The sequence below is a fragment of the Streptomyces sp. NPDC002577 genome, assembly GCF_053594815.1.
Genome location: NZ_JBSFWK010000001.1, coordinates 198,784 through 218,020 on the forward strand (window position 1 = coordinate 198,784; position 19,237 = coordinate 218,020).

General features: G+C 70.1%; 14 protein-coding genes. 6 read left to right on the forward strand and 8 right to left on the reverse strand.

The window, feature by feature from the left end; translation table 11 throughout:
* Nucleotide 1: 1 nt before the first annotated feature.
* The 3 genes from ACWD4J_RS00975 to panB all read right to left on the reverse strand — a co-directional run bounded on the left by ACWD4J_RS00975 (nt 2) and on the right by panB (nt 2,975).
* Entirely contained in the window at nt 2-829 is an 828-nt protein-coding gene (locus ACWD4J_RS00975; RefSeq protein WP_451393122.1) for an ABC transporter permease, read from the reverse strand.
* Nucleotides 826-1,860, reverse strand: coding sequence for an ATP-binding cassette domain-containing protein (locus ACWD4J_RS00980; RefSeq protein ID WP_451393123.1), 1,035 nt, complete (start codon nt 1,858-1,860; stop codon nt 826-828). The genes ACWD4J_RS00975 and ACWD4J_RS00980 overlap by 4 nt, the downstream gene beginning before the upstream one ends.
* A 230-nt stretch (nt 1,861-2,090) precedes the next feature.
* Nucleotides 2,091-2,975 carry a 3-methyl-2-oxobutanoate hydroxymethyltransferase gene (panB, locus tag ACWD4J_RS00985; RefSeq protein WP_451393124.1) on the reverse strand — a complete coding sequence of 295 codons (885 nt, stop codon included), beginning with the start codon at nt 2,973-2,975 and terminating at the stop codon, nt 2,091-2,093.
* 256 nt (nt 2,976-3,231) lie between these two features.
* Between panB and ACWD4J_RS00990 the strand changes: the two genes are divergently transcribed.
* The 4 genes from ACWD4J_RS00990 (at nt 3,232) to ACWD4J_RS01005 (ending at nt 8,147) form a co-directional block, all read left to right on the forward strand.
* Nucleotides 3,232-4,818, forward strand: a complete 1,587-nt coding sequence (locus tag ACWD4J_RS00990; RefSeq protein ID WP_451393125.1) for a DHA2 family efflux MFS transporter permease subunit — start codon at nt 3,232-3,234, stop codon at nt 4,816-4,818.
* A gap of 138 nt (nt 4,819-4,956) precedes the next feature.
* Complete coding sequence (locus ACWD4J_RS00995; protein ID WP_451393126.1) at nt 4,957-5,556, forward strand: TetR/AcrR family transcriptional regulator; 600 nt, start codon at nt 4,957-4,959, stop codon at nt 5,554-5,556.
* Between the two features lie 289 nt (nt 5,557-5,845).
* Nucleotides 5,846-6,790 carry an endonuclease/exonuclease/phosphatase family protein gene (locus tag ACWD4J_RS01000; RefSeq protein WP_451393590.1) on the forward strand — a complete coding sequence of 315 codons (945 nt, stop codon included), beginning with the start codon at nt 5,846-5,848 and terminating at the stop codon, nt 6,788-6,790.
* A gap of 133 nt (nt 6,791-6,923) precedes the next feature.
* Nucleotides 6,924-8,147, forward strand: coding sequence for an MFS transporter (locus ACWD4J_RS01005; RefSeq protein ID WP_451393127.1), 1,224 nt, complete (start codon nt 6,924-6,926; stop codon nt 8,145-8,147).
* 280 nt (nt 8,148-8,427) lie between these two features.
* Here the strand turns inward: ACWD4J_RS01005 and ACWD4J_RS01010 are convergent, their stop codons facing one another.
* From ACWD4J_RS01010 to ACWD4J_RS01030, 5 genes are all read right to left on the reverse strand, one after another.
* A complete protein-coding gene (locus ACWD4J_RS01010) occupies nt 8,428-10,182 on the reverse strand; it encodes an NAD+ synthase (protein ID WP_451393128.1) in 1,755 nt (584 codons plus the stop codon).
* Between the two features lie 170 nt (nt 10,183-10,352).
* Entirely contained in the window at nt 10,353-11,999 is a 1,647-nt protein-coding gene (locus ACWD4J_RS01015; protein ID WP_451393129.1) for a multicopper oxidase family protein, read from the reverse strand.
* 767 nt (nt 12,000-12,766) lie between these two features.
* The gene (locus tag ACWD4J_RS01020; protein ID WP_451393130.1) at nt 12,767-14,716 is read right to left on the reverse strand and encodes a S53 family peptidase; all 1,950 of its coding nucleotides are present in this window, start codon (nt 14,714-14,716) and stop codon (nt 12,767-12,769) included.
* A gap of 248 nt (nt 14,717-14,964) precedes the next feature.
* On the reverse strand, nt 14,965-15,570 hold the full coding sequence (locus tag ACWD4J_RS01025) for a DUF305 domain-containing protein (protein ID WP_451393591.1): 606 nt from the start codon (nt 15,568-15,570) through the stop codon (nt 14,965-14,967).
* A gap of 77 nt (nt 15,571-15,647) precedes the next feature.
* Complete coding sequence (locus ACWD4J_RS01030) at nt 15,648-16,325, reverse strand: DUF3105 domain-containing protein (RefSeq protein ID WP_451393131.1); 678 nt, start codon at nt 16,323-16,325, stop codon at nt 15,648-15,650.
* 476 nt (nt 16,326-16,801) lie between these two features.
* Between ACWD4J_RS01030 and glnA the strand changes: the two genes are divergently transcribed.
* Nucleotides 16,802-18,163: a type I glutamate--ammonia ligase gene (gene glnA / locus ACWD4J_RS01035; protein ID WP_451393132.1), complete on the forward strand. Its 1,362-nt coding sequence runs from the start codon at nt 16,802-16,804 to the stop codon at nt 18,161-18,163.
* A gap of 339 nt (nt 18,164-18,502) precedes the next feature.
* Nucleotides 18,503-19,123 (forward strand): DUF6518 family protein, encoded by a 621-nt coding sequence (locus ACWD4J_RS01040; protein ID WP_451393133.1) that lies wholly within the window; start codon nt 18,503-18,505, stop codon nt 19,121-19,123.
* Nucleotides 19,124-19,237: the final 114 nt, after the last annotated feature.

A 19,237-nucleotide genomic window follows, 5' to 3' on the forward strand; every position in this document is an offset into this window, starting at 1 on the left:
GTCAGCTCTTGGTACGGAACTTGTGGATCGCGACCGGCGCCATGATCGCTGTGATCGCCGCCGACCAGCCGAGGGTCACCCACAGATCGTGCGCGACCGGGCCGCCCACCATGAGACCGCGCGCCGCGTCCGCGAGCGTGGACAGCGGGTTGTAGTCGGTGAAGGCCTGCAGCCAGCCCGGCATCGAGTTCGTCGGCGCGAAGATCGACGAGCCGAACTGCAGCGGGAACAGCACCAGGAAGCCCATGGCCTGCACGGACTGCGCGTTCTTCAGGATCACGCCCAGGGTGAGGAACACCCACATGATCGACGAGGCGAACGCCGCGGACAGGCCGACGGCCGCGAACAGACCGCCCCAGTGGTGGATGTCGAACCCGACCAGGACGGCGACGATCATCAGCACGGCTGTCGCGAACAGCATCCGCGTCAGCTCCACCGAGATCTTCGCGAACAATACCGAGCCGCGTCCGATCGGCAGCGACCGGAAGCGGTCCATGACACCGGAGTTGAAGTCCTGGCTGAAGCCGGTGCCGACGCCCTGGGACAGGGTCATGCTCATCATCGCGATCATGCCGGGGATCACATACTGGACGTACCCGTCCTGCCCGCCGCCCAGGGCCTGCCCGATCGAGCCGCCGAAGACGTACACGAACAGCAGGGTGAAGACGACCGGCATCAGCAGCGCGTCGAACATCGACTCGGGGTCCTGCTTGATCCACAGCAGGTTGCGGCGGATCAGGGCGCCGGTGTGGCGCAGATGGCCGCGCAGCGGGATGCGCGCGTCGGCGGCACTGACGGTGGCGGGGGCGGTGGCGGTGGCGGCGCTCATGCGGCGACCTCCTCGCGGGTGTCGGCGGGCACGGTGTCCTGCGGGGCACTGGCGCGGTGGCCGGTGAGTGACAGGAACACCTCGTCCAGGCTGGGCAGTTCGGTGATGATCGAGGCGATGGTGATGCCGCGCGCGATGACCGCTCCGGTCACGGCGGTGAGCTGCTCGTCGCTGAGGATCGGGACGAGCACGGTGCCGCTCTCGGCGTCCACGGTCGGGGCGGCCATGCCGGTGATGCCCAGTTCGTCGAGGTCGCGGGCGAGCGGCCGCAGCTCCAGTGGATCGGCCGGCCGCACTCGCAGCGTCCGCCCGCCGACCTTGGCCTTCAGCTCGTCGATGCCGCCGTTCGCGATGACCTTGCCCCGGTCGACGACGGTCAGTTCGGAGGCGAGCTGCTCCGCCTCCTCCATGTACTGGGTGGTGAGCAGGACGGTCACGCCGTCCCCGACCATCGCCTTGACCTCGTCCCACACCTCGTTGCGGGTACGGGGGTCCAGTCCCGTCGTCGGCTCGTCCAGGAAGAGCACGGCCGGCCGGCCGATCATCGAGGCGGCCAGATCGAGCCGGCGCCGCATACCGCCGGAGTAGGTGCTCGCCGGCCGCTTCGCGGCCTCCGTCAGCGAGAACCGCTCCAGCAGCTCGTCGGCGCGGGCCCGGGCCTCCTTGCGGGGCAGGTCGAGCAGCCGCCCGATCATGTAGAGGTTCTCCCAGCCGGGGAGCTTCTCGTCCACGGAGGCGTACTGCCCGGTGAGTCCGATCACCCGGCGCAGCTGCCGGGGCTGCTGTACGACGTCGTAGCCGGCGACGGTCGCCTGCCCGGCGTCGGGGGTCAGGAGGGTGGACAGGATCCGCACGAGGGTGGTCTTGCCGGCCCCGTTCGGCCCGAGCACACCCATCACGGTGCCCTCGCGGACGTCCAGGTCGACGCCGTCCAGCGCCTTGGTCTCGCCGTAGTGCTTGACCAGCCCCCGTACGGTGACCGCGCTCGTGGCGGCCCCTGCTCGCTGGAGTTGCTTGTCGATTCGCGTCATGCCGACCAAGGTGCCAGCCGCCACCGACAAACCACCGACAGGCCGCCTACAGCACCGAGATTTCCCCGACGACCACCGCAGCCATCAATTGAGGAACCCCCACGGCGAGCAACCAGGTCCGCGAGAGCGGCGCCGGTTCAGGCGCACAATGCGAGCAGCCCGCCGACGGGGGAAGATCGACGGGCTGCCTGGTACCGCTGGGGGCACCCCCAGCGGTAGTCGGGGGAGGCTCAGTGGACGGAGTGCTCCGCAGCGGGGAACGTCCCGCCGACGACATCCTCGGCATACGCCCTCGCCGCATCACCGATGACGGCCCGCAGATCCGCGTACTGCTTCACGAACCGCGGCACCTTCCCACCGGTCAGCCCGAGCATGTCGGTCCACACCAGCACCTGCGCGTCGCACTCGGCCCCGGCACCGATGCCGACGGTCGGAATGTGCAGGCTCCGGGTGACCTCGGCGGCCAGCTCGGCCGGGACCAGCTCGAGGACGACCGCGAACGCGCCCGCGTCCTGCACGGCCTTGGCGTCGCGCAGCAGCTGCTGGGCGGCCTCCTCGCCGCGGCCCTGGACGCGGTACCCCATGGCGTTGACGGACTGCGGGGTGAGCCCGATGTGCGCCATGACAGGGATGCCGGACTCGACCAGCAGCTCGATCTGGCGGTGCGAGCGCTCACCGCCCTCCAGCTTCACGGCGCCGACGCCGGCCTCCTTGATCAGCCGGGTCGCGCTGCGCAGGGCCTGCACAGGGCCCTCCTGGTACGACCCGAAGGGCAGGTCGGCGACGATCAGGGCGCGGCTCGTGCCCCGTACGACGGCGGCGGAGAGCATCGTCATCTCGTCGAGGGTGACGGGCACGGTGGTCTCGTACCCCAGATGGCAGTTGCCCGCCGAGTCGCCGACGAGCAGGACCGGGATGCCGGCCTCGTCGAAGACGGACGCGGTCATCGCGTCGTACGCGGTGAGCATCGGCCACTTCTCGCCGCGCTCCTTGGCGGTGGTGATGTCGCGGACGGTGATACGGCGTGTGCCCTTGCCCCCGTACAGCGCCTTGCTGCTGTCGGATGTGCGGCCAGTGTCCTGGCCGGGCTTCTGGGCAGCCGAAAGCTGCGTCATTGCAACGGCTCCTTCTGTCATCTCGAGGCGCCCTTACGGCGTCCCCGGACCACGTCCATGGTGGCACTACGTGCCGCCGACGGCTAGACGGCCCCCTCTTCCGGGCGCAGGAGCCCCGCACCCGGGCCCCTCGCCCGCCGCCGGTCCCGTCCCCTCGCTGCCGGGAGCCGCGCGGCCCCCGGCGTTCCGTAAGATCTACGTAAAGTCTTTCCAATACGAGACGGTCTCGTATCGAATTGCGTCTACGCTCTCCGCCATGACCACTCCTGCCGTCCCGGGCCCCCGCATACCGGAAGCCGTCCACCGGCGCCGCTGGGCGATCCTCGGCGTACTCATGCTGAGCCTGTTGATCGTGGTGCTCGACAACTCGATCCTGAACGTCGCCATCAAGACCATCTCCACACCGGCGCCCACCGGCCTCGGCGCCACGCAGGGCGAGCTCGAGTGGGCCATCAACGCCTACACGCTGGTCTTCGCCGGCCTGCTGTTCACCGCCGGCCTGCTGGGCGACCGGCTCGGCCGCAAGAAGGTCCTGCTCTCAGGCCTGGCGGTCTTCGGTATCGCCTCGGCGCTCGCCGCCCAGTCCGGGTCGCCGGGGCAGCTCATCGCCTTCCGTGCCGTGATGGGCCTCGGCGCCGCCTTCGTGATGCCCGCCACCCTGGCCGTCCTCATGAACGTCTTCGAGCGCGACGAGCAGCCGAAGGCCATCGGCATCTGGGCGGGCGGCGTCGGTCTCGCCATCGCCATCGGCCCCATCACCGGCGGTGTGCTCCTGGACCACTTCTGGTGGGGTTCGGTCTTCCTGATCAACGTGCCGATCGTGATCATCGCGCTCGGGCTGATGCTGTGGCTGGTGCCCGACTCGCGCGACCCGAACCCCGGCCGCATCGACCCCGTCGGCGTCGTGCTCTCCGTCATCGGGCTCGTCCTGCTGGTGTACGGCATCATCAAGGGCGGCCAGCTCGCCGACTTCACCGACGCCAAGGTGCTGTCGACCATCGGCGCCGGCCTCGCCGTGCTCGTCGCCTTCGTCGTCTTCGAGAAGCGCAGCGACCACCCGTCCATCGACGTCACGTACTTCAAGAACAAGGTCTTCTCGGCCGCGATCGCCGCCATCGCGCTGGTCTTCTTCGCACTGATGGGCGTGACCTTCTTCTCGGTCTTCTACACCCAGAGCGTGCGCGGCTACTCGCCGCTGCAGACCGGCCTGCTGATGCTCCCGCTGGCCGCCGCACAGATGATCTTCGCGCCGCGCGCCCGGCTGGTCGTCGACCGGTTCGGCAACAAGGCCACGACCACGGCCGGCCTGCTGATCCTCGCCGCGATGCTCGCCGCGTTCACCCTGCTGGAGACGGACACGCCGATCTGGTTCCTCGAGGTCATGTTCTTCCTCATGGGCACCGGCATGGCGCACATCATGACGCCGACCAGCGTCGTCATCATGCAGGCCCTGCCGCGCGAGAAGGCCGGCTCCGCCTCCGCGCTCAGCAACACCTTCCGCCAGGTCGGCGGCGCCCTCGGCATCGCCGTCCTCGGCTCCGTGCTGTCGACGGCGTACCGCACCGGCATCGAGGACAAGCTGAGCCTGCTCCCCGCCGGCCTCCGCCACACCGCGGGCGAGTCCATCGAGGCCACCCTCGGCGTCGCCGCGAAGCTCGGCCCCCAGGGCAAGGCCCTGGTCGGCCCGGCCAACGACGCCTTCCTGCACGCCATGCACGTCACGGCCCTGTGCGGGGCGGGCATCGCACTGATCGGCGCGCTGGTCACGGCCCTGTTCCTGCCGGGGCGCGCCCCGGCCGCACAGAAGGACGAGGAGAACGAGCTGGTGGCCGCGGAGAACTGACGCCGGGTCGGGTGTGCCCCCATTGCCTTACGGGCATGGGAGGCACACCCAGTGCCCGCGCACCCGACTTTCCGGATCCGGCGCCGGGGTACAGGGAGAATCGGGGGAACGAAGGCAAGACGAAAGGGCGGAGCACACGTGGACCTCGCGGAACGGCACGAGCAGCGACGGGGCCGCCCCCGCAGCGAAGCGGTGGAGCGCGCCATCATCGAGGGCGTCGTCGCACTCGTGGAGCAAGGCGTGCCGCTCGCCGAGGTTTCCATCGAACGGGTGGCACGCACCGCGGGTGTGGGCAAGGCCACCATCTACCGCCGCTGGAGCGGCCGGGAGGAACTCTTCTGCGACGTCCTGCGCGCGGTGGAGCCCGAAGACCCCCAGCTGACCGGCGCATCCATGCGCGACGACCTGATCGCCGTCCTGGAGTCGGTGCGCCTCCGCGGCCTCGCGAACCGCTCATCGGCACTGCTGCACAACGTGTTCGCCCAGATGAAGAGCCAGCCGAAGGTCTGGGCGGCGTACCACGCCACGGTGATAGAGCCACGGCGCCGGCTCACCCTCGAGGTGCTGCGCCGGGGCGTGCAGAACGGCGAGCTCCGCGCCGACGCCGACCTCGAGCTCGTCAACGACCTGTTCATGGGCCCGATGCTCGTACGGTCCGTGATGCGGCCCGACGCCGAGCTGGAGCCGGAACTGCCGGAGCAGATCGTCGACAGCGTGCTGCAGGGACTACGCCCCTGAGGTGAGCCGGGCACCCATGTGATGGAACGTGAGCTGATGTGAGCGTTTCGTCACAGAGAGCGGTTACGGGCCGAGTATCCGGAACCTGGACAGCAGACTTGTTCGTCATCGCGCCCGTACGGCCGTCAGTGGCGGCAGGGAACGACTCCGTTCATCGCCTAGGGTCTTGAGGCAGGGGAACGGTGTGCACGGCAGGCAGTGAGGCGAAGGTATGGCGCAGGCGTACATGACGGAGACGGGCAACGGCGGCTCGGGACCCGAGCGCCAGGGGTCCCGGCTTCGGCGCCTGATGGACCGCTGGCGGGGCGACCGCGGTATCTGGCGGCGCGGCCTCGTCCTCGCCGCGGTGGCGGTCGTCCTCGCGCTGGTGATGCCCTTCCACGCGCGGATCCCGAACACGTTCGGCAACCTCGGCAGCCTCACGGAGACGTTCCTGCCCTGGCTCGGCCTGCTCGTGCCGGTGCTGGTGGTCCTGGCGCTGGTCCGCCGCTCGGCCACCGCGCTGATCGCCGTGCTGGTGCCGGGGATCGTCTGGCTCAACCTGTTCGGCGGTCTGCTCACCGACAAGGCGAGCACCGGCGGCGACCTGACCGTCGCCACCCACAACGTCAACGCGGAGAACGCCGACCCGTCCGGCACCGCCCGCGACGTCGCCGCCTCCGGTGCGGACGTCGTGGCCCTCGAGGAGCTCACCACGTCGGCGGTGCCGGTCTACGAGAGGGCGCTGGCCGGGACGTACAGGTACCACGCCGTCGGCGGCACCGTCGGGCTGTGGAGCAAGTACCCGCTGAACGACACCGAGCCCGTCGACATCAAGCTCGGCTGGACGCGGGCTCTGCGGACGACGGTCACCACGCCGGAGGGGAAGGTCGGCGTCTACGTCGCGCATCTGCCCTCCGTACGGGTCAAGGCCGACGCCGGGTTCACCGCCAGCCAGCGTGACCGGAGCGCGGACGCGCTGGGCGAGGCCATCGCCGACGACAAGCTGAAGCGGATCGTCCTGCTCGGCGACCTCAACGGCACCATGAACGACCGCGCGCTGCGGGCGGTCACCTCCCAGATGCGCTCCACGCAGGGCGCCGCAGGCAACGGCATGGGCTTCAGCTGGCCGGCGTCGTTCCCGATGGCCCGGATCGACCAGATCATGGTGAAGGGCGTGCAGCCGGTGTCGTCGTGGTCCCTGCCGGCGACGGGCAGCGACCATCTGCCGATCGCCGCCCGGGTCAAGGTCTGACGCAACCCCTCGGGGGTCCGGGGGTCCCCCCGGGAGGGCACAGCACCCCGCGGAATACTGAGCCTGAGAGACTTTGTTCCGTACTTGAACATACGAAAGTCCCTCCCGCTCCGTGAAAGGTCCCGCATACCTCATGCCCCTGGCCCTGCTCGCCCTCGCCGTGGGCGCCTTCGGCATCGGCACCACCGAGTTCGTGATCATGGGCCTGCTGCCCAACGTCGCGGACGACCTGCACATATCCATCCCCACCGCCGGCCACCTGGTCTCCGCGTACGCGCTCGGCGTCGTCATCGGCGCCCCGCTGCTCGCCGCGGTCACCACCCGGCTGCCCCGCCGGCAGGTCCTCATCGGCCTGATGGTGCTCTTCGTCGCGGGCAACGCGCTGTCCGCCGCCGCCCCCGACTACCACTGGCTGGTCGCCGCGCGCTTCGCCAGCGGACTGCCGCACGGCGCGTTCTTCGGCGTCGGCGCCGTCGTCGCCGCGAGTCTGGCCGCACCCGAGCGCAAGGCCCGCTCGGTCTCACTGATGTTCCTCGGCCTGACCGTCGCCAACATCGCGGGCGTGCCCGCTGCCACGCTCATGGGCCAGCACTTCGGCTGGCGCGCCACGTTCCTCGCTGTCAGCGCGATCGGGATCGCGGCCGTCGCGGCCCTCGCCCTGCTCGTCCCCGCGGACCGCGGCCACGCCGCGAGGACCGGGCTGCGCCACGAACTCGGCGCACTCGGCTCGCTCCCCGTCTGGCTCGCGCTCGGCACGACCGTCGCGGGCTTCGGTGCGCTCTTCGCCGCGTACAGCTACATCACGCCGATGCTCACCCGTGTCGCCGGGTACTCCGAGTCCAGCGTGACGCTGCTCCTCGCCCTCTTCGGCGTGGGCTCCACCATCGGCAACCTGCTCGGCGGCCGGCTCGCCGACCACTCGCTGCGCCGCACACTCTTCGCCGGACTCACGGCGCTCACGGCAGTGCTCGCGTTCTTCCCCGTCCTCATGCGCACCGAGTGGAGCGCGGCGCTGGCCGTGATGCTGCTCGGTGTCGCGGCCTTCGTCGCCGGGTCTCCACTGACGATGACGGTGATGGAGAAGGCCGCGGCGGCACCGTCGCTCGCCTCGGCGGCCAACCAGGCCGCGTTCAATCTTGCGAATGCGGGTGGGGCGTGGATCGGGGGTGTCGCCCTTGCCGCGGGCTTCGGGGTCACCTCGCCGGCGGTGGCCGGGGCCGGGCTCTCTGTGCTCGGCCTTGGCGTGGCCGCGGTCGCGTACGCGGTGGACCGGCGGCGTGCCGCCGCCGCACCGGCCTCCATGGGCCGCCTGGTGGCGGCCCATGTCCCGCAGCCGCAGGAGGCTGCGCGCAGCTGAACGGGGCCCCCGCGTTGTGCCTGGCAGAGGTACGACGCGGGGGCACCCGCCGTCGTGGGGTTGTGCCCACCTTCCCCCAGCTACCGCTGGGAGGTGCCCCCAGCCCTGCGGAACGATTGCCCACAACGGGCGACCGGGCCCCCAGGACAAGGGGGCGCGAACCCCGACACGAGGGATCGCCCCAAGACGGACAAGGTGGGGCACCAACTGCCGGAAACGGTTGTGCCCTTGTCCGCTGCGGCAGCGGACAAGGGCACAACCACACCCCGTACCCGAGGCGTCAGCCGGACTCGCGCCAGCGGTTGGTGATCGGCAGCCGCCGATCCTTCCCGAACCCCTTCGCCGAGATCTTCGTGCCCGGCGGGTACTGCCGCCGCTTGTACTCCGCCGTGTCCACGAGCCGCAGCGTCCTCGTGACCAGCTCGGGGTCGAACCCGGCCGCCACGATGACGTCCGCCCCCTGGTCGCGGTCCACGTACAGATCGAGGATCGCGTCCAGCACGGGATAGTCCGGCAGGGAGTCCGTGTCGACCTGCCCCGGCCGCAGCTCCGCGCTCGGCGGCTTGGTGATCGAGTTCTCCGGGATCGGCGGCGTCTCGCCGCGCTCGGCGGCGGCCCGGTTGCGCCACTCGGCCAGCCGGAAGATGAACGTCTTGTAGACGTCCTTGATGGGCCCGTACGCGCCCACCGAGTCCCCGTAGAGCGTCGAATAGCCCACCGCCAGCTCGGACTTGTTGCCCGGCGCGAGCACGATGTGGCCCTCCTGGTTGGAGATCGCCATCAGCGTCGTGCCGCGCAGCCGCGACTGGAGGTTCTCCTCGGCGAGACCGGTCAGCCCGAGCGACCCCATGTACGCATCGAACATCGGCTCGATCGGCACGGTCCGGTAGTGCAGCCCGGTGCGTCGCGCCAGCTCGGCCGCGTCGCCCTTGGAGTGGTCGGACGAGTACTTCGACGGCATCGAGACGCCGTACACCTTGTCCGCGCCCAGCGCGTCGCAGGCGATGGCGGCGGTGAGAGCCGAGTCGATACCGCCGGAGAGACCGATCAGCACGGTCTTGAAGCCGTTCTTCGCGACATACGCGCGCAGACCCACGACCAGCGCCGAGTAGACCTCCTCGGCGTCGTCGAGCCGGTCCGCGTACCCGCCGGCGAACTCCGCCTCGTACGTGGGAACGGGCTCGGAGGAGATCGTCAGGTGGTCGATGCGCAGCCCGTCGTCGACGACGCCCGACGGCGGCTCGGGGCTCGCGGCCGGCAGCTCGAGGTCCAGGACGACGCACTCCTCGGCGAACTGGGGCGCACGGGCCACGACCTCGCCGTCCGCGTCGACCACGATCGAGTCGCCGTCGAAGACCAGCTCGTCCTGACCGCCGATCATCGCCAGATAGGCCGTGGTGCACCCGGCCTCCTGGGCGCGCTTGCGCACCAGCTCAAGGCGCGTGTCGTCCTTGTTCTGCTCGTACGGCGAGGCGTTGATGGAGACCAGCAGCCCGGCCCCGGCGGTGCGCGTCGCCGGGACGCGGCCGCCCTCCTGCCAGAGGTCCTCGCAGATGGCGAGGGCGACGTCGACGCCGTGGACCCGTACGACCGGCATGGTGTCACCGGGCACGAAGTAGCGGAACTCGTCGAAGACGCCGTAGTTCGGGAGGTGGTGCTTGGCGAAGGTGAGCGCGACCCGGCCGCCGTGCAGCACGGCGCCGGCGTTCTGCGGGGCGCCGGCCGGCTGCCCGAACCTGGGCTGGGCGACCTCGCTCCGGTCGAGATAGCCGACGATCACCGGCAGCTCCCCGAACCCCTCGTCGGCGAGGCGGGCGGCGAGAGCGCGCAGCGCGCTCCGGGAGGCCTCGACGAACGACGGGCGCAGGGCCAGGTCCTCGACGGGGTAGCCGGTCAGCGCCATCTCGGGGAACACGACGAGATGCGCCCCCTGTTCGGCGGAGTGCCGGGTCCAGCGGACGACCGACTCGGCGTTCCCGGCGAGATCGCCGACGGTCGAGTCGATCTGATTCAGGGCGAGACGAAGTTGAGGCACGCGGCCAGTGTAATCGTCAGAGCGACACGATGGGGGGTGGGCCGGTGTGGGACGCCCCACGACCGTGGGCGCGCCGCCGCGGAGCACGCTCGGGGAGCACGGCCGCGGGGCACGGTCGGGGCGCTGCTGGCCGAGCGCCCCGGACACGCGTCAGCGAGGTGACATGACCGTCACTTCTCCTGGTAGCCGAGGATGGTCATCATGCCGGACTCGGAGTGGTACTGGTTGTGGCAGTGGAGCATCCACAGGCCCGGATTGTCCGCGTCGAAATCGATCACCAGCTTGTGGTGCGGCATCACCGGGGCCGTGTCCTTGCGCGCGCCGACCGAGTCGATGCCGGTCAGGGCGTATGTGTGACCGTGCAGATGGATGGGATGCCACATGTCGGTGGCGTTGATGACCGTGAGCCGGACCCGCTCGCCTTCGTGGATCGGGTGGCGCTGGCTCGTGCGGTAGGGGGTGTGGTCGAAGGCCCAGTTGAACTCCCGCATGTTGCCGGTCAGCCGAAGGCGCATCTCGCGGTCCGGCTTGCGCCGGGAGAGGGCCACGGACTCGTCCGGCAACAGGCGTCTGGCCGGGATCAGCTTCCTGTCCAGCTCCGAGGGGTACACGCCGTACTTCGGAGCGGCCCCGCCGCCGGTGCGCAGGATGGCGAGCGCTGCGTCCTTCTTCCCCTCGGCGAGTGCGACCAGCGGGAACACCCCGTCCTTGGCGGTGATGACCACGTCGTACCGCTCGGCCATCCCGATCAGCAGAGCGTCCGTCTTCGTGTGCTGGACCGGGTAGCCGTCCGTGTGGGTCACGGTCATCTCGTGGCCGCCGAGGGACACCCGGAAGGCGGTCTCTCCGCCGGCGTTGATGATCCGCAGCCGGATACGGTCGCCGGGACGCGCCCGGAACTCCGTAGGCGCCGTCGGCAGACGTCCGTTGATCAGGTAGTAGGGGTAGTTCACGGCGCCACCCATGCCGTGCAGAAGTCTGCTGTGGCTCCCTCTGAGGATGCGGGAGGGCCCGGTGGGCTTCTTCCTGTTCGAGTGGCGGTCCGAGGATCCATGGCCGGAGTGGTCGTCGCCACCCTCGTCGCCCATGTCCATGTCGTCCATGCCGCCGCCCAACTCGGCGAGCACACCGTCCGGAGTGGAGCCGTCCACGCCGTCCAGCCAGTCGTCCAGGACGACGACCCACTCCTTGTCGTACGACAGGGGTTCCCTGGGGTCCTCCACGATCAGTGGCGCGTACAGGCCCCGGTCCAGCTGCATGCCCGAGTGCGAGTGCAGCCAGTACGTGCCAGGGTGCGCGACCGCGAAGTGATAGGTGAAGTCCTCGCCGGGCTGGATCGGGCGCTGGGTGAGGTCCGGGACGCCGTCCATGTCGCAGCGCAGGCGAATGCCGTGCGAGTGCAGCGTTGTCGAAACAGGCAGGTGGTTGGCCAGGTAGATCTGGAGGATGTCGCCGGCGGTGACCCGGACCTCCTTGCCTGGCAGCGCGTCGCCGTACGCCCACGATCTGACGGTCCGGCCGCCCAGGTCGATGGGGGTAGGGGCGGCCGTGAGGTCGAATGCGCGGACGGGGCCGTTTCCGCGTCTCCTCTCGGCGGCCAGGACCTCGGGACCGCTCGGTTCCACGTATCCCTTGGGTCCTCTGGGGACGTAGGGCTCGATGGCCTGTCCGGCGGGGCCGAGGCCGGTGCTCGAGCCGGAACCGGAGCGAGAGCCGGAACGGGAGCGGGAGCCCGAGTCGGAGCATCCGGCCAGGAGGCCCGAGCCGGCGACCGCGATCGAGGCACCGAGCACGGTGCGCCGCGTGTGTGTACGCATGACTGAATAACACCTATTCGTGGGGGTGCCTATGAGCAGTGGAGGACGGGTGGTCTGCTGCTTCTTCCGCATCACCCGGACGCGGCACGGAGGCGGCCGCTTCGTACGCGGACTTCGTGTACGGGCGGGGTACGGCGAAGCAGCCGGTACGCCGGCCTGGATGCGCAGCACCGACAGACGGGAGACGAGGGCCCGGCGTGGGGGGCGGTTCACGCCGCGGCGTGCGTGGCAGCCGCGTGCCCGGTGCCGCCCGCTAGAGCGGGCCCGGAGAGGTGTCGCGGCGCCCCGGCCGTCAGCAGCAGGAGCGTGAAGCTCCCAGTGCGGCCGTGCATATGGAGAGGGGGGCTCGGCCCGGGACCATGAAGGCGGGCACGCGCGCGTGGCCTCGCGCACCGCCCGGCCGGCTCACCCTCGCGGGCGCCTGCACACGGTCCGGCGTGTGCGTCGTCGAGCGGCCGAGGCGGCCGGAGAGGGCGCCGGACAACGCGTCGTACGGCAGCAGCCGCTCAGCTGCTGCTGCCGTACGCGCGCGTGGCGCACTGCTCCATGTGGTCATGATCCGCACACTAACCCCGCCCCATGGCTACGGCCCGTCGGCCTACGCCGACCGGGCCGATTTTGGGCTGATCTTGGTATTGGTGCACCCGGACAGCACGGCGCCCGCCCCGAACGGGGGCGGGCGCCGAGTCGGACCGGCCAGGAGCCGAGGGACTACCGGCCTGCCGGTGGAGGACTACCGGTCAGTCGGTAGCAGGAGCACCGGCCTGTCAGTAGCCGTACGAGTACACGTAGCCGGGCGCCGGAGTGCCCACCCCCGTGACGTCGTCATAGCCCTGTACGGCCGTCAGCGAACTGTCCTTGCCGAGGCTGCGCACCGAGGTGAGCAGCCCGTCGGTCGCGTCGTAGGTGTTGGCGAAGTCGACGCGGGCCACGGCGAGGTCGCGTCCCGTGGGGTGGTCGGTCACGTCGTGGTAGACCGGCGAGCCGTAGCGGGCGTAGATCGACGGATTCGCGAACCCGATCGGGCCGCCGCCGTGAGCCTGCCGCGCCTCCTGCGCCAGCGCCTGTACGCCCGCGATCACCGGGGCGGCCAGCGAGGTGCCGCCGATGCGGTACTCGTCGTACTTCTGCGAGCCGTCCGGGAACGTCTGCGTCTGGCCGACCAGGAAGCCCGTGTTCGGGTCGGCGACCGCCGCGATGTCCGGGACCGTGCGCATCCGGGCCGCGCCGTTCGCCTTCGCGAGCGAGTCCGGGACGACTCCGCGCTGGTAGAACGGCTGGTGCACGGTCCGGCTGGTGCCGCCGCCCGCGCCCGAGGTGAATGCGCCGGGGAAGTTGGTCCAGCTGTTGCCGTCCGCGGACAGCAGGGCCTTCTCGGTGCCCCAGCCGGTCTCCCACTGGTACGTGTCGCCCTTGCCGACGGCCAGCGAGGTGCCGCCGACCGCCGTCACCCACGCCGAGTTGGCGGGCACGTCGACCTGCTTGGTGCCGGTGTTCGCGACCTCGTCGCCGTTGTCGCCGGACGAGAAGTAGAAGCCGATGCCCTCGACCGCGCCGAACTTGAAGATCTGGTCGTAGGCGGCGGCGAGGTCCGGCGTCTGGTTGGCCTCGATGTCGCCCCACGAGTTGGAGACGATGTCCGCCAGGTGCCCGTCGACGATCTTGCCGAGCGAGTCCAGGAGGTCGTCGTCGTAGCAGGACGACGCGCCGACATAGGTGATGTCGGCCGAGGGCGCGACCGCGTGCACGGCCTCGACGTCCAGGGTCTCCTCGCCGTACCAGCCGGCCGCCCCGCACTCCTCCGTGCGCGTGTACTGGCCGGGCAGCACCTGCGTCAGCTGGCCGCTGCGGTAGGCCGCGTCGCCGTTGCGGGCGGCGTACGTGGCGGCGTCGGAGGCGATCGTCGGCGAGGCGTACGCGTCGGTGATGGCGACCTTCACGCCCTTGCCGCTCAGCTTGCCCGCCCCGTAGGCGGCACGCAGCTGCTTGCCGGTGTAGCCCTTCACGGCGTACGGGATCTTCGTCCCGTAGGCCTCGGGCAGGCTGCTCGCGATCTTCGACCCGTAGTAGCTGGAGAACGGGCCGGAGTTGTGGAACACCGCGTCCGGCGGAGGCAGTTCGTCGTCGTGCTTCGCCTTGTGCGGGGCGCTGTCGAGGCCGGTGACGGTCAGCACCGCGCCGTTCAACGAGGCCGGGACGGAGGCGGTGGCCTCGGGCGCCCGGTAGGTCCTGCTGCCCTTGGAGAAGTTGTGCAGCTGAGTGCCGAACGCCTTCTCGGCGGCGGCGACGTCACCGGTGACCGAGACGTAGTGGAGGCTGGTGCCCGTGACGGTCAGACCTGCCGACTTCAGCCAGGACGTGACCTCGGCGACCTGCTCCTTCGTCGCGCCGAAGCGCTGCTGCGCCTGACGGGCGCTCAGATACGTGCCGTACGAGGCCGACTGCGGGTCGGACACGGCCTTGGCGTACGCGGCCAGGCCCGCCGCGTCGCGCCCGGCGAGATAGACGCGGAGGCTGACCTTGCTGCTGTCCTTCGTGGCTCCCTGGTCGGCCTTGGCCGTGGCCCACAGCGGCTTGGTGCCCTGGATGGTGTCCCTGGCGCCCGGGTTGGTCTCGGCCTGGGCGCTGGGTATGCCGAGTGCCAGGGCGCCGGCGAGCAGGGGCAGTGTCGCTGCCATGCTCAGCCCGGCGCGCACTGCGGCTCGGTTGGATCTCATGAAACCCCCTGCGATGCGGTTCGTCGCGTGTCGCGTTGGTGACTCGTGTGCCGGATGAGAGGCACACGTGCGGGATCACTCTTGCGATGAACCGTTCATGCCAGGGGAATGGAACGGGCATGGAAAGGCATGAAAGAACCAAGAAGCCCCCAAGAACCGTTGCGGAAAGGGGCTTTGGCGAAGATTGCGACGAGTAGGGAGTGCTACGGAACGGCTTCGCGGCGTTCAGGCTCGCGGTTCCGCGGCGTTCAGGACCGCGGTTTCGCGCCCCGCTCCTTCAACATGTCGGTCATCAGGCCGATCTCCGACTCCTGCGCAGCGACCATGCCCCGCGCGAGCCGCTGCTCCACGCCCTCCGTGCACTTGTCCACACAGCTCTCGGCCATGTGGATGCCGCCCTTGTGATGGTCGATCATCAGCTGGAGGTAGAACACCTCGGCCCGTCTGCCGTTGAGCGTTCCCAGCTTCTTCAGCTCGGAGTCGGTCGCCATGCCCGGCATCAGGGCACCGTCCTCACCCGACGCCATGGCGCCCATGCCCATCCAGGTCATCGGCGGGTCGGCCGAGACCTTCGGCAGCTCCCACAGGTCCAGCCAGCCGAGCAGCATGCCGCGCTGGTTGGCCTGGGTCTGCGCGATGTCGTACGCGAGCCGCCGCACCTCCTCGTCGTCGGTGCGGTCGCGGACGATGTACGACATCTCGACGGCCTGCTGGTGGTGGACGGCCATGTCCCGGGCGAAGCCCGCGTCCGCGGAGTCCGCCGTCGGCGTCACGGGACCGGCCGGGTCCCCGTCGGCGACCGCGTAAGTGAGGGCCCCGCCCGCCAGGAGCACCGCCGCAGCGATACCGGCGATCCAGGCCGAGCGCCTGCCCGGCCTGGCAGGCGTCGCCGTCTGTGCCGGGCGGTCGGTCGCCGCCTCAGGTACCGCGCTCACTGGGAGAGTCCGCCGGTGCAGGCGGCTCCCGGCTCGGGCGTCTGCTCGCCCTGGACGTACGCCTGGAAGAACGTGTCCACGTTCGGGTCGCTCGCACCCGTCACCGTGCGCTGCTTGCCCCAGGCGCTGAGCATGATCGGGTCCTTCTGGTCCTCGTCCGGGCTCATCAGCGTGTACGGGGTCTGCTTGACCTTCTCCGCGAGCGCCTTCACATCGGCCTCGGATGCCTTGCTGTTGTACGTCACCCAGACCGCGCCGTGCTCGAGCGAGTGCACGGCGTTCTCGTTCTTGATCGCCTTGGTGTAGACGTCGCCGTTGCAGTTCATCCACACCTGGTTGTGGTTGCCGCCCACCGGCGGCGTCATCGGGTAGTCCACGGCCGTGGCGACGTGGTTGCGGGACAGCTTCCCGCTCCAGGTCTTCACGCCGTTCTTGTCCGTGGTGAAGTGCCCCGCGCCCTTCGACTTGCTTTCCGCTGCCGAATCGCCGGACCCCTTGGAGCCGGACTCGTTGGATATCGCCCAGGCGCCGACCCCGGCGAGCGCCACGACGACCGCCGCGCCCGCCACGATCGCGATCGCGCGGTTCCGGCGTTCGCGGGCACGCTCGGCCCGGCGCATCTCCGCCACGCGGGCCTGACGGGAGGCGGAGGTGCTGTTCGGGGCGGAACCCATGGTGTGTCCTTCTGGAAAAGGGAAAGTCGGGCCGTACGGCGTGCGTGAGGTGCTGGACGTACTCGACGTACTGGGCGTACTCGACGTGCTGGAGTGTCTGCCTGTGTCTGCTGTGTTCGAAGAGGAGTGGCGCGAGCCCTGATCGTAATGGGAAAGAAGGGCCCGGGACAGGCGGCCCGACTCGAACAAGATCCTGGTTGTGCTCCACAATGGGACCCGTCCGTGCAGTGCGCCGTGACCGGCTCAGCGCCGAGCCGTCGTGACCGGCCCAGGACCGGGAAACCGGGGGGTCGGCAACGGGCAATCAACAGGCACTATGGACACAGAGCGGTACGGCGGTACATCCGCCGGTCGCGGAGCGTTCAGACGAGGTCTGCAACGCGCCCGAAACCGTGTGGTGGGATGCTCATGTGCCCCCGGTGTGCCCGAGCGCGGGAGCAGGCGGCCTGACCAGCAAGGATGGGTGGAAGCGGAAGATGGACAAGCAGCAGGAATTCGTGCTCCGGACCCTGGAGGAGCGCGACATCCGGTTCGTACGCCTGTGGTTCACGGATGTGCTGGGCTTCCTGAAGTCCGTGGCTGTGGCCCCGGCCGAGCTGGAGGGCGCCTTCGACGAGGGCATCGGTTTCGACGGCTCCGCGATCGAGGGCTTCGCGCGTGTCTACGAGTCGGACATGATCGCCAAGCCGGACCCGTCGACCTTCCAGGTCCTGCCCTGGCGCGCGGAGGCCCCGGGCACAGCCCGTATGTTCTGCGACATTCTCATGCCGGACGGCTCCCCGTCCTTCGCAGACCCGCGCTACGTACTGAAGCGGGCCCTGGCCAAGGCCTCCGACCTGGGCTTCACCTTCTACACGCACCCCGAGATCGAGTTCTTCCTGCTGAAGGACAGGCCGCTGGACGGCTCGCGCCCGACGCCGGCCGACAACTCGGGGTACTTCGACCACACCCCGCAGAACGTGGGCATGGACTTCCGCCGCCAGGCGATCACGATGCTCGAGTCGATGGGCATCTCGGTGGAGTTCTCCCACCACGAGGGCGCGCCGGGCCAGCAGGAGATCGACCTGCGCTACGCGGACGCGCTGTCCACGGCCGACAACATCATGACGTTCCGCCTGGTCATGAAGCAGGTCGCGCTGGAGCAGGGCGTGCAGGCGACCTTCATGCCCAAGCCCTTCAGCGAGCACCCCGGCTCCGGCATGCACACGCACCTGTCGCTCTTCGAGGGCGACCGGAACGCGTTCTACGAGTCGGGTTCCGAGTACCAGCTGTCCAAGGTCGGCCGCTCGTTCATCGCGGGCCTGCTGCGGCACGCGGGCGAGACCTCCGCGGTCACCAACCAGTGGGTCAACTCCTACAAGCGCATCTGGGGCGGCTCGGAGCGCACCGCGGGCGCCGGCGGCGAGGCCCCCTCGTACATCTGCTGGGGCCACAACAACCGCTCCGCGCTGGTCCGCGTCCCGATGTACAAGCCCGGCAAGACCGGCTCTGCCCGTATCGAGGTCCGCTCCCTGGACTCCGGCACCAACCCGTACCTGGCCTACGCGGTGCTCCTCGCGGCCGGCCTCAAGGGCATCGAGGAGGGCTACGAGCTCCCCGCGGGCGCTGAGGACGACGTGTGGGCCCTGTCCAACTCCGAGCGCCGCGCACTGGGCATCGAGCCCCTGCCGCAGAACCTCGGCGAGGCCCTCACGCTGATGGAGCGCAGCGACCTGGTCGCCGAGACGCTCGGCGAGCACGTCTTCGAATTCTTCCTCCGCAACAAGAAGCAGGAGTGGGAGGAGTACCGCTCGGAGGTCACGGCCTTCGAGCTGCGGAAGAACCTGCCGGTGCTGTAGGAGCAGGTCAGGGCGGGTATCCCGCTGGAACGGCATGGAACGGCATGCAGGGCCGACGGTCGCGGACCGTCGGCCCTGCGGCGTCTCACCAACAAATCGAGACGTCCGCCGAACCGCGCGGGCTTCGGGGCCGTCATCAAACGTGGTGCTGCGCAACCGCACGGCCGTAGCTCGGCGGCTGCGCAGCCGCGTGCCCGTCCCGTCCCCAGGCTCCTCACCCGCCCGACGCGAGAGATACAGGAGTATTCGCTGCCGCCGTCGGCAGCGGAGAACATGAATATGCGCGAGATGGCTTTCCTCCCGCCGACGCCCGGTGCCGATCCCGCTCCCACTCCCGCCATGGCTTCGAGCAAAGGGTGGGTGTACGCGACGGCGGGGGCACTGGGCGCAGGGCTCGTCCTTGGCACCCTCACCAACCTCGCCCAGGGCCGGCTCCCCGACGCGTGGCAGTCGCTCGCCAATTCCGGCGCCGTCTGGTCGACCGTCGCGTTCGTCGCCGGGGCCCTGATCGCCGCGCGGGCGTCCCTGTGGACGGTGGGCGTGGCCGGGCTGTGCGCCGAGGTCGGCCTGGTCGTCGGCTACTACGGTTATGCGGAGTTCGGCGTTGACCGGGAAGGCATGGGGGATCTCACGTTCCCCCTGATCTGGCTGGCCATGGCCTGTATCGCAGGGCCGTTGTTCGGTGTCGCGGCCGCATGGTGGCGGCGAGGCCGTACCACGTGGCGCCGTGTGAGCGGCCCGGCCGCACTCGCGGGCGTCTTCGGCATGGAGGGCATCCAGTATGCGCGGGTCCTGCACTACATCCCACCGGCGTGGGCCTGCCTGGCGGTGGCACTCCTCGTGTCGCTGCTGATGCCACGCAGCCACAAGGAGCGTGCGCTGACGCTTGCCACCGCTGCCGCTCTCTCACTTCTCGCCTACGCCGTCATCGAAATTCCCCTCAGCGGCATCTCCGCGTGACCAGCACCGACTACGCGCAACCGCATAGCCGCCCACCAGCCGGCCATCCAACCGTGCCCAATACCAGCCAGTTCAGGTGGCCGTGGCCGCTGCGGCGCAGCAGGCCGCCTCAAC

Excerpts from the sequence above, each read along its gene's own strand:
- ACWD4J_RS00975 (WP_451393122.1), bottom strand. The coding sequence starts at position 829 with ATGAGCGCCGCCACCGCCACCGCCCCCGCCACCGTCAGTGCCGCCGAC.
- ACWD4J_RS00980 (WP_451393123.1), bottom strand. The coding sequence starts at position 1,860 with ATGACGCGAATCGACAAGCAACTCCAGCGAGCAGGGGCCGCCACGAGC.
- panB (WP_451393124.1), bottom strand. The coding sequence starts at position 2,975 with ATGACGCAGCTTTCGGCTGCCCAGAAGCCCGGCCAGGACACTGGCCGC.
- ACWD4J_RS00990 (WP_451393125.1), top strand. The coding sequence starts at position 3,232 with ATGACCACTCCTGCCGTCCCGGGCCCCCGCATACCGGAAGCCGTCCAC.
- ACWD4J_RS01000 (WP_451393590.1), top strand. The coding sequence starts at position 5,846 with ATGGACCGCTGGCGGGGCGACCGCGGTATCTGGCGGCGCGGCCTCGTC.
- ACWD4J_RS01005 (WP_451393127.1), top strand. The coding sequence starts at position 6,924 with ATGCCCCTGGCCCTGCTCGCCCTCGCCGTGGGCGCCTTCGGCATCGGC.
- ACWD4J_RS01015 (WP_451393129.1), bottom strand. The coding sequence starts at position 11,999 with ATGCGTACACACACGCGGCGCACCGTGCTCGGTGCCTCGATCGCGGTC.
- ACWD4J_RS01020 (WP_451393130.1), bottom strand. The coding sequence starts at position 14,716 with ATGAGATCCAACCGAGCCGCAGTGCGCGCCGGGCTGAGCATGGCAGCG.
- ACWD4J_RS01030 (WP_451393131.1), bottom strand. The coding sequence starts at position 16,325 with ATGGGTTCCGCCCCGAACAGCACCTCCGCCTCCCGTCAGGCCCGCGTG.
- glnA (WP_451393132.1), top strand. The coding sequence starts at position 16,802 with ATGGACAAGCAGCAGGAATTCGTGCTCCGGACCCTGGAGGAGCGCGAC.
- ACWD4J_RS01040 (WP_451393133.1), top strand. The coding sequence starts at position 18,503 with ATGGCTTCGAGCAAAGGGTGGGTGTACGCGACGGCGGGGGCACTGGGC.